The organism is Candidatus Micrarchaeota archaeon (genome assembly GCA_021163225.1).
GTDB lineage: Archaea > Micrarchaeota > Micrarchaeia > Anstonellales > JAGGXE01 > JAGGXE01.
This window is the reverse complement of record JAGGXE010000001.1, coordinates 35,605-50,993: the sequence shown is the minus strand read 5'-3', so window position 1 is coordinate 50,993 and position 15,389 is coordinate 35,605. Positions and strand designations below refer to the sequence as shown.

Genomic DNA, 15,389 nt, shown 5'->3' with positions numbered 1-15,389 from the left:
TTACCTTGGTAAGTGTGGCTTTATTGGTGAGAGAGCCAACAAAATAAGTGGCTTTGAAATTTTTTCCATACTCTGCCAAAGGACATTTTCCTGTTTTTATTCCATAAGCTACAAATATACACCTATCATAGATTGGACACTTAGGAGAGCATTTTTTTCTCTTAGCCAAACTCTTAGCAATCCTACCCTTTTTTCCACCTTTTGCTTCATAATAGGCGGCATTTTCCTTTGTGAATTGGGTTGAAGGATTAGGAAAAACAACGCTTTTGCGGATTTTGATTACCATTTTAATCCCCAAATTCCCCTTCTATGAGATCTCGTATTTTTTCTGTGAGGGATGGCTTTTTTAGTAACTGAGAAACTTCCTCGTCTTCTTGGAGACTCTTAAGTGCTCTATTCACAATGTTCATGCATTTAATTACCATCTCTTTGTTTACGTTTTCAATCACGATTCTTCCGTCTGAAGATCTATCTTCTGGGAAATACTCTGCTCTTTCTATATCATAGCCCATTTCCTTCAAATACAACCCCAAAGCATATAAAATATGGAATCGGCTTGCCCAAAAAGACTCTTTTATAGGTGTGGGTATGATCTCTGGCTTATTCTTCTGTAGATCTCTCAATATATTAAAAATTTTCTCAGCTATTTTATGAACAAACAAAACTTTACCAGGAGTCAAATTTTCGTTGAATATTTTGTAATAAAACCCTTCTCTATCAAATAGTAATGATTTTTTGTTTCTTACTTCAGCAGGTATTCCAAAAATAAACGCTCCACATTCCTGGGCAAATTTTTCATTGTCAATAAGTTTCTTCCTTGGAACACCCACGAACTGTTTTCTTTTCCGTTGGTAATAATACCCCAACTGTTTAAGACCTTTTTCCAATAATATTTGAACTTCATCATTAGAACGTAGATCTCTTTTCTTTATAGGATTTTGCGTATTAGTGGCTTCCGCAATTTTTGACCCAAGGATTTCATTTTTCGTTTCTAAAATTTTTGCCAACACATGGACACCGCTTAAGTCAATTCCTTCTTTGTAGGCTTCATATATACTTCTTGTAGTTTGAGTTCCGTTCACTATTTGAAAGCCTTCAATCTTTACTTTGGGGTTAGTTTTCGCAGGTTCCCGTTGATATGATTTACACACTATGGTTAAGCCGTTATACAAAAACCAAAACAATTCGTTAGTTTCTTCATCTTCAAGAGTTTTTAGGATTTCTTTGTTGACATTTGTAGAGCCAAGAAAATATCTTACATTTTTGGAAAAGATAGTTTCACCATATTTCTCATACACAATGGCCAATTCTTTCGCATCAACATTTCCAATTATGGCGGTTGTCCCACTTTTATGATATTCAAAGGGCTTCCCACACAATGTGAGTTCTACCGTTGGCGATGGTTCTTCTTGTGCTATTATTCTTTTTCTTAATTCTTGGACTCCTATATGCTTATATACGACATTTTGATTTTCTCGAAGAAGAATTTCTACCTTTTCCCTACCTTCTGGAGAAACATCATCACTTAAACTGGCTGTATATAAATAAAAATTTACAGGAAGCATTCCACTATTAATTAACTCATGATACGTCTCTATTTGTGATTTTATGATAGGATTTGATGTTTTCGGTGTTTCTTTCGCTGTTAAGATATCATAAAAATTAATTAAATTTTGAACATCAGATGCCTTTATCACTTTTTCAGAATACTTACATTGAACCAGATACACATCAAACTTACCATCTCTTTCCAGGAAATATATTATATCAACTCCGTAATCGCCTGGTCCCTCGGTTATGCTTTCTTCATATTTTGATTCGTCTCCAAATAACAAATCATAAACTAATCTCACAAAAGCCTGCGAAACCGTCATCCCTTCTTCTTTTTTTATCCTATTTACCATTGCCCTTATTGTTTGAACCGCTAAGTTGGATTTATTCATTATTACCACCTCTACCAAACTCCCTCCTATACTTATCGCTACCAAAACTGGTTTTGTCTTCCCACTTTCCTATACTTCACATCTGTCTACAGAATCTTCTCATTTTACTAACTTGTTTATTAACTTTTTCGCCCTATAAATGTTTTCCAATTTCTTTTCGACCCACTCAAAATAAGAGGGCCACATGTCTTCCTTCTTTATGTCAAATCCTTTTAAGAGATAGTTGACTGCACCTCCTTTTTCATACTCTTCCCATTCCACATCTTTTCCCAGTACTTGATGGATTTTATCCCTTTCATGATATACATTCTCAAATTTCTTCCTTCCCCGTATGTAAATTCCTAATTTTAAACATTTCTTGTTATTATTAACAACAATTCTTGCCCATGCATCTGAGACACCAATAGAAAAATAATGATATGATGGTGTTCTTGGAGAAGGATCGTTTATTTTACCAAAATACGCTTTTTTAGATAAAAATTTCACTAAATTTTTCAAAAACTCGTAACTTTTCAAAGATGTCTCTCCTAATTGTCTCACTTTAGATTTCTTTATTAATTTGCTCCAATTGTTAGGAGAGGCTACAACAGTAAACTTAGGAGCAACTTCGGAGTTCCCAATTTTCCACACTTCAACTTTGACCAGGAAAAAATTTACATCAACATCACTACTTTCGGCAATCCTGTTCAACCAATCAACAACACTCCTGTGTTCATCTCTAACTTTCTCAGTAATCCAAATTATAATGTTTGCATCTTGCCCAGCCGCATATGTAAGAAGTTGTCCTAAATGTTTATGATCTGTGAATCCATACTGATTTTCAATTATTATTTTCCTAGATCCTCCAGGAGTTTCTTCAACAGCAAGTAGATCAACTTTGAAATCTCCAACATTTGCTTCGGTTTCCAATACTTCTATATCCCCTAAACCTAATTCTTCTTTTAGTAAATAAATACCTTCTTGAGATAACCATAGTGTAAAATCCTCATCTTCTTTAGGCCAAACTTCTTTAATATTAACTTTTTTCAGTTTCCCTATTTTTACCATAAGTTCACCCAAAAACTCAAAAGCCCCAGGAGGGATTTGAACCCTCAACCTCTCGCTCTCCCGCAATTTCTTAGTGCAGGTTCTTTGCTGCCGAAGGCAGTAAAGAAAGTGCTACGAGGCGAGCGCTCTACCGTTGAGCTACTGGGGCTTTCAGAGTACTGTCAGAACAACGGTATTGATTTTTATTTATGGATTATTAAAACTTTTCGTCCATTATCTTTCATCTGTATTTATGAATAAATACCCAAACTCTTCTTAAAAAACCCGAATTTTGTTTGTGAGGATGGAGAGAGGAGGACAGAGTACCCGGAACATACCTAACCACATTATCAAAACACCTATCTCTTACCATACATATACTTATCCCTCCAGTGATCATACCGCACTTATTTATCTCACAAATATACCTATCCCAGAATAATTAATTAATATTCATACCTCTTGACCATCTGACTTTATGGATTATTCCGAAATTACTTCCTATCGTTGAAAAATGAGAAACATCTCAAAGAAACTGACGGTATGATTTTTTAAAAACCAGGTAGAAAACCTAAGTTTATCAATGATCAAGAGAAACTTAATTCAGGATAATGCATTTATTATCTTTCGCGAGGACGCTTCACTAATACCATTCAAGGTTTGCGGTTTGGGTTGCAAATTTTATAAAAGAACTTTTCAAAAGTATGACGTATGAAGACAAAGATTTTGCACATTAATCCATATGCGATAGACACCAACAAAATAAAGGTTGCGGCACGAACGATTCGTAACGGCGGATTGGTAGCGTTTCCTACCGAGACAGTTTACGGTTTGGGTGCAAACGCATACTCTGAGAAAGCGGTTCGTAAGATTTTTGTTGCCAAAGGCAGACCTCCTGACAATCCGTTGATCGTTCACATATCAAGTCTCGATATGCTCAACACGGTCATCGCCGAACTACCGCCAACAGCCAAACCTCTGTTGAACCTTTGGCCTGGTCCTATCACCCTAGTCCTACCCCGTTCGGAGAGGATACCTGACGTTGTCACTGCTGGTTTAGATACCGTTGGAGTACGGATGCCGGACCATCAGATAGCTCTGGCACTAATAAGAGAATCTGGTGTTCCGATAGCAGCACCTTCAGCCAATCTTTCCGGCCGGCCCAGTCCCACATCTGCAGAACATGTAATAGATGACCTGTACGGAAAGGTAGACATAATAATAGACGGCGGACAGGTGCGCATCGGGTTAGAATCTACGGTTTTAGATGTTACGCATGACCCACCGACCGTGTTACGTCCGGGCGCGATTACACCCGAAGACCTGGAGACGATTCTCGGCAGGGTCCGGGTTGCGGGCGAAAGTAACGGAACACCGAGATCACCGGGCATGAAATACCGTCATTATTCCCCCAAGGCGCCGTTACACGTGTTATTCCGTAAAGAGATGCATAAGTTTATCGAACAGCACAGAGATTTGAAGATCGGTATTATACTGTTAAAAGATGGGTTGGAACATGCACAGGCATTCGATGGCACAACGTTTGTTGCTAAGGACATCTACGATTACGCATTAAACATGTTCGGATGGTTCAGGGAATTCGATAAGATGGGTACGGATGTCATTCTCGCGGAACCAGTTGAAGAGAAAGGGCTGGGACTGGCGATAATGAACCGATTACGGAAAGCAGAATCAAACCACTAAAAAAGATCCTTCTCATACAAAAATTTATAAAGAATATATCAACAAACAAAACAAAATAAGAAGGAGGTGAACAAGATTGGGCGCATTGACATTAGTTGCTCTGATTATTTTGGGAGTGATAGGTCTAGTAATATTGGCAGTGATACTGATTTACAACAGATTGATCGTGCTTAGGAACAGGGTTAAAAACGCATGGTCTCAGATCGATGTACAACTACGGAAGAGATACGATTTGGTACCGAACCTTGTTGAAACTGTTAAGGGATATGCGAAACACGAACGTGCAGTATTCAAAGAGGTGACCGAGGCAAGGGCCGCCCTTATGAAAGCAAAGACTGTGGCTGACAAGGCTAAGGCAAACAACCAGTTGACTGCAGCTCTTAAGACGTTGTTTGCCGTAGCGGAGAACTATCCGAACCTCAAGGCCAACGAAAACTTCAAACTCTTACAAGAACAGTTACAAGGAATAGAAGACAAGATCGCGTATGCCAGACAATTCTACAACGACAGTGTGCTCGAGTACAACAACGCTCTTCAGGTCTTTCCAAACAACATCATCGCAAACATCTTCGGATTTAAACAGGAGGACTACTTCGAAACTGAAGGGGAAGCTAGGGAACCCGTCCGAGTAAAATTTTAATTCCCTTTTTTCTTTATTCTTTTAATATTTAGCAGTTTTCAGGTGGTCTGATGCACCGCAGTTTTTTTGACGAAATCCAGAGGAATAAAAGGGACTCGTATCTGTTGGTGTTAACAGTATTCCTGATTCTGATCGGGATAGGGTATATAGTATCTGCAATATACCAAAACGCCGCATACATAATAGTATTCTCCATGATAGCGATAATACAGATCCTGGTGAGTTGGTACTACAGCGATAAGATCGTACTTTCGATATCTGGAGCACGCGAAGCAGACCCTCGCGAGTATCCGTATCTGCATAATGTGGTGGAAGGGTTGGCGATAGCCGCAGGTATACCGAAACCCAAAGTTTACGTGATAGACGACCCGGCAGCTAACGCGTTTGCGACCGGAAGAGACCCGGAACATTCGGCGGTAGTTGTTACGAGCGGTCTGCTCAAGATTATGGACCGGGAGGAACTGGAAGGTGTCATAGGTCACGAGATCGGACACATCAAAAACCAAGACATAAAATTTATGACTTTGGTAGCAGTGTTAATTGGTGTAGTTAACATGATAGCACACCTCGCATTGAGGTCGCTTATTTTCGGACACGACCGGAAACGGGTCAACCCGATTCTTTTCATAATAGGACTGGTTTTCATAATCCTTTCGCCCATCTTTGCCAACCTCATAAAGTTGGCGGTGTCGCGGAGAAGGGAATTCCTGGCCGATGCAACCAGCGCCCAACTTACCAGATATCCTGAAGGTTTGGCAAGAGCCTTAGAAAAACTTAGAGATATGAACACGCATGTCAGAACCGCTAACGACGCTACCGCACACCTGTTCATTGCAGAACCTTTAAAAAAGAAGTTCTATGTACTTTTTTCAACGCATCCTCCGATAGAAGAGCGGATAAGGAGATTGAGAGAGATGTAAAGTGATGAGTTATGTATTACGGTTGTGAAGAAATCGAAGAGTTTGTAAACGACAAGATCCAGGACAACGGATTGCCCGGTAACGTCTACAGGTATCTGGAGATACCGGGTAACGAAAAGTATGGAGACCTAAGTATGACGTTGGGGTTTCAGATCGCCAAGTTCAGGAGCACGAATCCTCTTTCAACCGCCAAGGATCTCGCCGAAGAACTTATCGAATTGTGTGACGACAGGTTCGATATCAGAGTGATCGGACCTTACGTAAACATCGTATTTACAGATAAATATTTCACGACCATTCTTAATGAATGGGAACGGGTTGCGCAGATCAGAAGGGAAGAAAACAGGAACATAAAGGTTTTGATCGAATATCCATCCGTCAACCCTAACAAACCCTGGCATGTGGGACATCTGAGAAACGCGTTACTCGGAGACGTAATAGCTAATGTGTATGAGGGATTGGGATACATTGTTGAACGTGTAGATTACATAGACGATTTAGGTCTGCAGGTTGCCGAGAGCATCTATTCCTATCTCTACTTGAACAATCGTGTTGAAGGGAAATTCGACCATTGGTTAGGTAAGGAGTATGTGAAGATCCATAGGAAAATGGAAGAAGATAAAGAAACCGAAAGGAAGATAAGAGAGGTTCTGAGGAAGATGGAGGGCCGTGACCAGGAAATCTGGAAGGATGTCTGTAACGTAGTAGACAGATGCGTTACTGCCCAATATGAGACGGCCTTCAAATACAACATATTTCACGATTATCTGGTTTATGAGAGCGATATTCTCGCTGAACTGTTCGATGAAGGAATGGAATTACTTAAACATTCTGGTACTGTTAGGTACGAGGAATCCGGAGAATACAAAGGTTGCTATGTTGCACCCACACCAGTTGGCGATAAGATACTCATACGTTCGGACGGTACCGTAACATACACTGGGAAGGATGTAATATTTCACCTATGGAAGTACGGACTGCTGAAGAAGGGTTTGAAGTTCAGAGAGATGTTCGTACAACCCAACGGTGAGATGTTGTTCAGATCATCGGTTGACGGAGTAGAAAAGGAGTTCGGACACGCAGACAAGGTTATCAACGTGATAAGTTCTGAGCAGACTTATCCGCAAGAAGTGGTAAGATACGTGTTGGAAACCATGGGTCATAAAAAGGCCGCTGAAGAGTTCCATCATTTGGCGTACGAAATCGTCCGTCTCAAAGAAGGTAAACTCTCAGGAAGAGAAGGAAGTTGGCAGAGTTATACTGCAGACGACCTCTACGAAGAGGCGGTAAAACGTGCCTATGAAAAGGTCTCAAAAACCTACAGTGAAGACGAGAGACTGAGGATAAGCAAGGCAGTGGGTTTGAACGCAATAAGGTATTCGTTCTTACGGGTATCTCCGGAAAAGGTAATTGTGTTCGATTGGAACAGGGCATTGAACATGGAAGGGGACAGCGGACCTTACCTGACGTACGCTTATGTACGAACAGTTAACATACTGAAACGGTTGAACGAACAGGGAGATGAGAAATCCTACAAGATAGAAGATGAATACAGGTTCAACGAATACGAAAGACGTCTGTTAAAACATCTTGCACTCTTCAGATATCACTGTTGGAAAACCGCTTCAGAACTAAGACCGAACGTGTTGATAGATTACCTACTCGACCTTGTGAAAGAATTTAACCGGTTCTACGAGAACTGTCCCGTTATAGGGAGTTCTGCCCAAACAAAACATGTCCGAACACTCATTGTCAAACTGACGGAATCCGTCCTTCGTAAAGGATTAACATTGTTGGGCATGATACCTTTGGACCGCATGTAAGATTTTTAAAGATAAAATGTATTAATTCTTTTGCTAGATTCTGACGGGCCCGTAGCTCAGCTTGGATAGAGCGGCAATCTGTTAGACCGCAAGCCTTCTAAGCTGACGGTCGAGGGTTCGAATCCCTCCGGGCCCGTTTTCCGGTGTTTTGCGGGGTGATGATTATGACGAAAGAGGTTTCAGATCAGATTCAAGAAATAGCTCGGCTTCTCGATATGTTGATCAACACGCCCGGTGTTCCCAGGAACGTTAAAAGGACGTTGTCTGACGTACGGAACGAGTTGTTGGACGAGTCAGAGGAGTTGAACGTACGTATAGGCAACGCCATATACCAGTTGGAAGAATCCGCTGAGGACATAAACATACCGATGCACGCCAGAACACAGATCTGGTCTATATTAAGCGCTTTAGAAAAGATGATAGAATAGAAAGTTACATGTGATATGATGGACATAGAAGAGTTTAGAGATAAACTTTATGATTCGGTACGTCTTACTCCAGATGCTGAAGAGTATATTACCTCGCTTTACAAAGAAAAAAAGATAGAACTAGAAACCGCTTACGAAAGATTAGTAGCACTGAACAAACCGTTCCTCACAAGGGAAGAGGTGGAAAAGGTATTCCTTGAAATGACAAAACTACCGCCACCCGTGGAGGTCAGACGTGCACCGTTGTTCAAACCTTTAGCAAAAGAGTATGAGGCGAACGTTCGTGTTCGGCAGGATTACGACGTAAGCGGCAAATCACGTTCGACAGGTAAGATCGAAGATTTTGTCAAACTGTTCAACGACAGGTTTAATCAGATCAAAACAATACTGAGAACCCGTGTTCAAAACGGACAGATAGCGGTCATCAATGTATCCGATATCAGAACAATATCCTCTAACAAAAAAATCAGTCACCGTGATCAGAGGTTCGCATTGATAGCCATGATCTCGGATAAACGAAGGTCTGCACGCGGTAACCTTGTGTTCGAAGTAGAGGATGAAACCGGGAAAGGGTTGGTTGTATTCATGAGTGATGAGAAGGAGCAGACAAAGAAGGCCGAGGCAGCGATGCTGGATGACATAGTAATGTTTGAAGGGCGCGTGGGCAACAACCTGTTCTTAGCATCATCGATAGAATACCCAGAGGTACCGTTTTCCAAAGAGGTCAAACTTATCGAAGAAGATTTAGCAGTCCTCTATCTTTCCGACCTGCACATAGGAAGTAAACTGTTTCTGAAGGATTCCTTTTCGAAACTTATAGAATGGTTGAACGGTAGGGGGAATGATAGAGAACTCGCTGGTAAGATCAAATACATCGTTATAGCGGGTGACATCGTAGACGGAATCGGAATCTATCCCACCCAAGAAGAAGAACTGGCTATAAGAGACATCTTCAAACAGTACGACGCATTCAATCAACTCATCGAATCCCTGCCAGACTATATCACAGTGATCGTTAGTCCCGGCAACCACGATGCCGTAAGACGTGCAGAACCGCAACCGAAACTCCCCGACGACCTACTACCTCGAAGGGATAACCTGATAAAGGTAGGTAATCCTTCATGGGTATCGATCGAAGGCATATCGCACCTGATATACCACGGTACATCGTTGGATTCTATAATCAGTGAGATACCCGGGTTGGGATACGATAACCCTGCTCTCCCGATGATCGAACTTTTACGGAGACGTCATCTGTCACCGTTGTACGGTCGAAACCCCATCGTACCCGAACTCAGGGATTATCTGGTAATCAAAGATGTACCGGATGTCGTTGTGATGGGGCACATACATAAGAATGCATATACAAGATACAGAAATATAGTACTGTTCAACGCAGGGACTTTTCAGGATAGGACCGAGTTTCAAATCAAACAGGGGCACATGCCGACGCCAGGTATTGTACCGATATACGAATTGAGAACCGGAGAAGTTAAGCACAGGTCTTTTGTGAAAGGATAACGTGATTCCTATGGTGGAGGCAAGTCCGAAACTGCAAAGGTATTTCAAATCGTTGCTTACACAACTGGACAATGCCATAAAGGTTGCTGAAAAAGCCAGGGCACAGGGGTTTGACCCGAAACCGACTGTTGAGGTTAAGATGGCGGAAGACATGGCCGGACGCGTTGAAGGTTTGGTCGGACCGGAAGGTATCGCGGATAAAATAAGAGAATATGTAAAACAGGGGTTATCGCGAGAACGTGTAGCTTACGAGATCGTGAAAGAGTTGGCAAGCAAAGGTAAAGGGTTATCCACCGAAAAGATGGAAAAGGTAATAGACCAAGCGTTGAGAACAGGAGTAGCGGTGCTGACAGAGGGCGTACTGGTAGCGCCTACCGAGGGGATAGCAAAAGTGAAGATCAAACAGAATCCTGACGGGTCGCACTATCTTGCAGTGTACTATGCAGGTCCTATAAGAAGTGCTGGGGGAACTGCGGCTGCATTGTCAGTTGTTCTGGCCGATGTCATACGTAGGGAATTAAACATATCCAACTTTAGACCTACCGAAACAGTGATAGAGAGATACGTTGAAGAGATACAACTCTATGATGCGCGCTGCGCACGACTTCAATACAATCCAACAGAGGACGAAATCAGAACAATCGTCAAAAACTGTCCTATCTGTATTACTGGCGAACCAACACATCAAATAGAGGTATCGGTGTACAAGAATCTTGAGGGCATCGAAACAGACAGAGTTAGAGGAGGTATGGCACTCGTCATAGGTGAAGGTATAGCACAGAAAGCGGCAAAGGTGCTGAAACTCACAAGAAAGATCGGGCTTGATTGGGAATGGTTGGAATCGATAGTTAAAGTGCCCAGCAGTTCAGGTGATGAAAAGGTCACGCTTAAACCTAACAAAAAGTTCTTAAGCGAAGTGTTGGCCGGGCGACCGATAATCAGTTATCCGATGGCGAAAGGAGGGTTCAGACTCAGGTATGGACGGTCGAGAGTTACCGGAATCATGGCTAAAGGTATGCATCCGGCAACCATGGTTCTCCTGGACGGGTTCATAGCGATAGGTACTCAGATGAAGGTTGAACGTCCCGGAAAAGGATGCATAATAACACCGTGCACAAGCATCCACGGACCGATAGTAAAACTTAAAGACGGTTCTGTGATGAAGGTCGCATCTACCGAAATGGCGATAAAAGTAAAAGACGAAGTTAAAGAGATACTTTTTCTCGGAGACCTAGCCACTCCGATCGGCGATTTCATCAAATCAGGTCATCCGTTAGTGCCTGGTGCATGGTGTGAGGAATGGTGGGCTCAAGAGTGCAAAGAGAAGGGGGTCGACCCCTCCACCTTACCTGTAGATTTAAATGCCCAAAAAAACGCGGAACTCCACGTCAGAACTTCCCGCGAGAAAGGAATACCCTTACATCCCGAATATACGTTCCACTGGCACGACGTTACACCTGAGGATTTGATCGCGTTGGCAAAATGGTTGACGAAAAGGGATTACGATGGAGAGGGTAACCTCGTATTACCGTATACAGATGAAGACGAACATGCCAAACGGGTGTTGGAAGAATTATGCGTGCCTCACAGCGTGTTCACCAGAGAAAACGAACGGTTGACAGTAATTAACAGAAACTACGGATACGCATTGATCGCATCTTTAGGTATGGATATTACAAAAGACGGTTCACTCATAGACAAGATGAACGAGATCAAAGATTCTGTGGTGGGCGAAGATAACCCCGCACTTAAGATGGTGAATAAACTTTCAAACATGCCCATAAAAGCCAAAGCACCTGTCTATGTCGGAGCACGGATGGGCAGACCAGAGAAGGCTAAAGATAGGAAGATGAACCCGCCGGTTCACGTATTGTTCCCCTTGGGTCATACCTCGAGAACGCGTGACATCGTCAAAACATACCAGACTCTTAAGAGGCGAAGTTCTACCGAAGGGAGAGGTATCAAAGTTGAGATAGCGCGAAACAGATGTCCAAGATGCGGTAATGTAACACCTTACAACATCTGCGAAAAATGCGGTAGTAAAACCGTACCGGAATGGGTATGTCCGAGATGCGGACGACGGTCAAGAGGTATGCCTGAATCGGGTAAGATGGTTTGCAGTTGCGGTGCAGAGATGGTAAGGTACGATGAAAGAACCATTAATCTAGTGCAACTGTTCGATGCTGCAAAAACCAATCTGCAGGTGAAGGTCCCGGACAGTATCAAAGGGGTAAAGGGGATGATAAGCGGTTCAAAGATGCCGGAACGATTAGAAAAAGGAATACTCAGGGCTAAACACAACATTACGGTGTTCAGAGACGGTACGTCACGGTTTGACGCTACCGATGCACCGATTACGCACTTCAAACCAAAGGAGATAGGCGTTTCGATAGAAAAGTTGAAAGAGTTGGGATACGAAACCGATTACAAAGGGAATCCGATCACTAACGAAGACCAGATCATAGAATTGTATCCTCAGGATATAATCATACCCTATTCCGCAGCAGATTTCCTTGTACGGGTAGCGAACTTCATCGATGATATGCTTGTCTATCTTTACGGTATCGAACCGTTCTACAACATAAAGAAGACCGAAGACCTTCTCGGGCACCTTGTAATAACACAATCTCCGCATACGTCTGCAGGGATATTATCGAGAATCGTAGGTTTTACAAAAGCTTACGTGTGTTATGCACATCCGTATCTGATCTGCGGACGCAGAAGAAACTGCGACGGGGACGAAGATTCGATAGCGTTACTGTTGGACTCCCTGATAAACTTCTCGCACGAATACCTGCCAAAGACCCGGGGCGGTACCATGGACACACCTATCCTTCTGACAACCGTGTTAGACCCGGCAGAAGTAGATGATGAAGTTCACGTAATGGATGTCGTAGATCAACTCCCCCTCGAGTTCTATAGAGGTGCTGAAGAGTTCAAAACCGTTGATATAAAACTCGTTAAAGACCTCCTCGGTAAACCGTGCCAATACGAAGGTCTCGGGTTCGTATTCGATACTGACGACATCAATGAAGGTGTGTTAAGAACCACATACGTAGCACAAAAATCTATGAAAGATAAGATAAACGCACAGTTCAGATTGCAAGAAAAGGTCAGGGCTGTAGATATCAGAGACGCCGCCGAAAGATTAGTGATCAGTCATTTCCTACCGGACCTGTACGGTAACATGCGCGCCTTCTCACGACAATCTGTCCGTTGCGTAGATTGTAATACTAAGTACAGGAGACCGCCGTTATCTGGGAGATGTTACAAATGCGGAGGTAAACTTACGTTAACAGTTCATCAGGGAGGGATAGAGAAATATCTTGACCTATCTTTTGAAATAGTGGATAGATACAAACTACCTGAATATCTGAGACAGAGGCTCCTGCTTCTTAGAAGAGACCTTAAATCCATGTTCGATGACGAACTCAAAGCACAGCTCGACCTGACACAGTTCATGTAACCGGTGTTTTTATCCCTGATTTACTATGTTATGGAATATCTCGTCAGGGTCTTTCTCCAGACCATAGATCTGCAGGAATTTGTTATAATAACTAACAACGTTGTTTATATCCCTGCGTAAGAAACGCAATGCGTTGGGATGGTCCACGGAGACCGCTTGCGAAAAATCTATGATGTATAACCCGTTCTCAGTAGCCAGGATGTTGTACGGGCTCAGGTCTGCATGAACCAACCCAGCCCGATACATCTTACGGACGTCGTCGAGCAGTTCTTCAACCTCCTCCTCGAGAGCTTTAGGGTCATCGGGAGACAAAGGTCCATTAACCTGAAGTGTTGGGTAGGGTTGCCCTTTCAACCCGAGGAATTCCATGACTACGATGTTACGACGGTATCCGATCGGGTAAGGACATCTCACACCTGCCTCATACGCAGTCTTAAGGTTCACGTACTCCTTACGGGTCCATGCCACAATGATATCAAACCGTTTCATCCGTACGTTACGGAATCTGGGGTCACCTCTCAGATACTCGTACATGTTGAGAAAGGATGTGGTTTCTATCCTGTATATCTTTACCGCAACATGTGTACCATCCTTTTTGGTCCCTCTGAAAACAACCGCTTCTTTACCCATCGAAACAGGAAAATCCAATGTTTCAAAATATCCTTTTTCTGTCAGTTTAGCTATGGCTATTAAAGTCCCTCGGTCAAAGACCCTGGATTCGATCTTGTCTTCGACATCGAGCTGTTTGATTTCACGTTTAGGTGCCTTTCTTTTCGAAACGCGGCGTGCCAAATTGACACCTTCTCAAAACAGTTTTAAAAGAATAACAAGGTCATCCTTCAAGATTCCAACTTCTTAAGATAACCTCTCTTACGGAGCCAGTCTGCCTGAATCTTTGTATACCTCCACACTATGTCGCACCTTCTCTCACCTTCAATCTCCCATGGTTTAACCAGCACTATGTCTCCTGCGCGTACCCAAATAAACCGTTTCATACTTCCCGGAATCCTGCCTATCCTCTCTCTGTCATCTTCGCACATGATAAGTGCGCGTCCTCCACCGAGCATATTGATCACTATACCGAAAAGTTCACCTTCCCTAGGTTTACGTACCCTGATCACAGGTTCTTCTTTTTTCGCCATACCAAACATCCCTCACTATTTTCGTATCGGTGTACGCGCACCGCAGGCTTCGCAGACAAGCATATGCACTCCTTTTTCAACCTCTACGATATGCGTATCCGGTTTTCCGCAAACACTACATATAACGTACATCTTCACAAAAAGTTCTATCTTATTTCTCAACAGACGGTCAGGTATGTTACCCTGAATGATCAGCATCCCACCCTCAACGTTAACCGGGACCGCCAGTTCTCTCGATAAAAATTTCATTACCATCTCTGCAGGTCTACGGACCGCTGTAAGAAAAGTGTTGAAGTTACGGATGATCGTTTTGCTCCCTTGATGCATGATCTCTATCTCTGGCAATCTGAACCTCTCATCACTAACCGCTTTCTCGGGCAGTTCTGAATAAACGTTGTTCAAAAGCTGGAGATATTCCTTACTGACGTTCATCGTCTTAATTGTGAAGATGATTATTTATAAATCTGTCGTTTCGAGAAGATGCCCAAAAAACAACCTGTTGCACCGGTTCGATGACCGGTCTCAAATTCTCATCGCATCTACAAAGCCGATCAGCAAAAGGTTTATAAACTTGAGAACCGAAGAATTACCCATGGCAATACGCAGGGTAGGATATCAGACACCTTCGGGCATGGCGGGCATATTCAGTCCCGGCAGAACCAACATCGGAGGTATAAGGATTTCTCCAAAGGCGGTTGTGTACGGCACTATCGCTTTGATAATAGTTATAATGATACTCAAACATACGATGCCTGCCGTTTAGCCCGTCGTTTAAA

14 protein-coding genes and 2 tRNA genes are annotated in these 15,389 nt (G+C 42.8%); 9 read left to right on the top strand and 7 right to left on the bottom strand.

The annotated features are described in order from the left end of the window. The 4 genes from J7K41_00245 to J7K41_00230 all read right to left on the bottom strand — a co-directional run. A partial coding sequence (locus tag J7K41_00245; protein ID MCD6549131.1) for a hypothetical protein occupies window positions 1-286 on the bottom strand: 286 nt, incomplete at its 3' end. Window position 287: 1 nt separating this feature from the next. After that, entirely contained in the window at window positions 288-1,943 is a 1,656-nt protein-coding gene (locus J7K41_00240; GenBank protein MCD6549130.1) for an AIPR family protein, read from the bottom strand. A gap of 99 nt (window positions 1,944-2,042) precedes the next feature. Continuing rightward, window positions 2,043-2,990: a DUF4268 domain-containing protein gene (locus J7K41_00235; protein ID MCD6549129.1), complete on the bottom strand. Its 948-nt coding sequence runs from the start codon at window positions 2,988-2,990 to the stop codon at window positions 2,043-2,045. 21 nt (window positions 2,991-3,011) lie between these two features. After that, window positions 3,012-3,138 (bottom strand) — tRNA-Thr (locus J7K41_00230). 542 nt (window positions 3,139-3,680) lie between these two features. On the opposite strand from J7K41_00230, the gene J7K41_00225 reads away from it, so the two are divergent. The 8 genes from J7K41_00225 (at window position 3,681) to J7K41_00190 (ending at window position 13,471) form a co-directional block, all read left to right on the top strand. Continuing rightward, entirely contained in the window at window positions 3,681-4,673 is a 993-nt protein-coding gene (locus J7K41_00225; GenBank protein MCD6549128.1) for a threonylcarbamoyl-AMP synthase, read from the top strand. 85 nt (window positions 4,674-4,758) lie between these two features. Then, window positions 4,759-5,313 (top strand): LemA family protein, encoded by a 555-nt coding sequence (locus J7K41_00220; GenBank protein MCD6549127.1) that lies wholly within the window; start codon window positions 4,759-4,761, stop codon window positions 5,311-5,313. Between the two features lie 50 nt (window positions 5,314-5,363). Beyond that, on the top strand, window positions 5,364-6,233 hold the full coding sequence (locus tag J7K41_00215; protein MCD6549126.1) for a M48 family metallopeptidase: 870 nt from the start codon (window positions 5,364-5,366) through the stop codon (window positions 6,231-6,233). Between the two features lie 11 nt (window positions 6,234-6,244). Next, window positions 6,245-8,056 carry an arginine--tRNA ligase gene (locus J7K41_00210; protein MCD6549125.1) on the top strand — a complete coding sequence of 604 codons (1,812 nt, stop codon included), beginning with the start codon at window positions 6,245-6,247 and terminating at the stop codon, window positions 8,054-8,056. A 45-nt stretch (window positions 8,057-8,101) separates the two neighbouring features. Further along, a tRNA-Arg gene (locus J7K41_00205) sits at window positions 8,102-8,192 on the top strand. Window positions 8,193-8,220: 28 nt separating this feature from the next. Then, window positions 8,221-8,484 (top strand): UPF0147 family protein, encoded by a 264-nt coding sequence (locus J7K41_00200; protein MCD6549124.1) that lies wholly within the window; start codon window positions 8,221-8,223, stop codon window positions 8,482-8,484. A gap of 18 nt (window positions 8,485-8,502) precedes the next feature. Beyond that, window positions 8,503-10,005 (top strand): DNA-directed DNA polymerase II small subunit, encoded by a 1,503-nt coding sequence (locus tag J7K41_00195; GenBank protein ID MCD6549123.1) that lies wholly within the window; start codon window positions 8,503-8,505, stop codon window positions 10,003-10,005. Between the two features lie 10 nt (window positions 10,006-10,015). Further along, window positions 10,016-13,471, top strand: a complete 3,456-nt coding sequence (locus tag J7K41_00190) for a DNA polymerase II large subunit (GenBank protein ID MCD6549122.1) — start codon at window positions 10,016-10,018, stop codon at window positions 13,469-13,471. 9 nt (window positions 13,472-13,480) lie between these two features. Here the strand turns inward: J7K41_00190 and J7K41_00185 are convergent, their stop codons facing one another. From J7K41_00185 to J7K41_00175, 3 genes are read right to left on the bottom strand one after another with little or no spacing between them, the layout of a single operon-like run. Then, the gene (locus tag J7K41_00185; protein MCD6549121.1) at window positions 13,481-14,263 is read right to left on the bottom strand and encodes a serine protein kinase RIO; all 783 of its coding nucleotides are present in this window, start codon (window positions 14,261-14,263) and stop codon (window positions 13,481-13,483) included. A gap of 47 nt (window positions 14,264-14,310) precedes the next feature. Then, window positions 14,311-14,613, bottom strand: a complete 303-nt coding sequence (gene eif1A / locus J7K41_00180; GenBank protein MCD6549120.1) for a translation initiation factor eIF-1A — start codon at window positions 14,611-14,613, stop codon at window positions 14,311-14,313. Window positions 14,614-14,628: 15 nt separating this feature from the next. Beyond that, complete coding sequence (locus J7K41_00175) at window positions 14,629-15,045, bottom strand: translation initiation factor IF-2 subunit beta (protein ID MCD6549119.1); 417 nt, start codon at window positions 15,043-15,045, stop codon at window positions 14,629-14,631. A 160-nt stretch (window positions 15,046-15,205) separates the two neighbouring features. Between J7K41_00175 and J7K41_00170 the strand changes: the two genes are divergently transcribed. Beyond that, complete coding sequence (locus tag J7K41_00170) at window positions 15,206-15,376, top strand: preprotein translocase subunit Sec61beta (GenBank protein ID MCD6549118.1); 171 nt, start codon at window positions 15,206-15,208, stop codon at window positions 15,374-15,376. The last annotated feature ends 13 nt before the right edge of the window (window positions 15,377-15,389 follow it).

Bases quoted from the DNA above. Each gene is read 5' to 3' on its own strand.
- J7K41_00225 (MCD6549128.1), top strand. From the start codon at position 3,681: ATGAAGACAAAGATTTTGCACATTAATCCATATGCGATAGACACCAAC.
- J7K41_00240 (MCD6549130.1), bottom strand. From the start codon at position 1,943: ATGAATAAATCCAACTTAGCGGTTCAAACAATAAGGGCAATGGTAAAT.
- J7K41_00170 (MCD6549118.1), top strand. From the start codon at position 15,206: ATGGCAATACGCAGGGTAGGATATCAGACACCTTCGGGCATGGCGGGC.
- J7K41_00190 (MCD6549122.1), top strand. From the start codon at position 10,016: ATGGTGGAGGCAAGTCCGAAACTGCAAAGGTATTTCAAATCGTTGCTT.
- eif1A (MCD6549120.1), bottom strand. From the start codon at position 14,613: ATGGCGAAAAAAGAAGAACCTGTGATCAGGGTACGTAAACCTAGGGAA.
- J7K41_00200 (MCD6549124.1), top strand. From the start codon at position 8,221: ATGACGAAAGAGGTTTCAGATCAGATTCAAGAAATAGCTCGGCTTCTC.
- J7K41_00195 (MCD6549123.1), top strand. From the start codon at position 8,503: ATGGACATAGAAGAGTTTAGAGATAAACTTTATGATTCGGTACGTCTT.
- J7K41_00215 (MCD6549126.1), top strand. From the start codon at position 5,364: ATGCACCGCAGTTTTTTTGACGAAATCCAGAGGAATAAAAGGGACTCG.
- J7K41_00175 (MCD6549119.1), bottom strand. From the start codon at position 15,045: ATGAACGTCAGTAAGGAATATCTCCAGCTTTTGAACAACGTTTATTCA.
- J7K41_00235 (MCD6549129.1), bottom strand. From the start codon at position 2,990: ATGGTAAAAATAGGGAAACTGAAAAAAGTTAATATTAAAGAAGTTTGG.
- J7K41_00210 (MCD6549125.1), top strand. From the start codon at position 6,245: ATGTATTACGGTTGTGAAGAAATCGAAGAGTTTGTAAACGACAAGATC.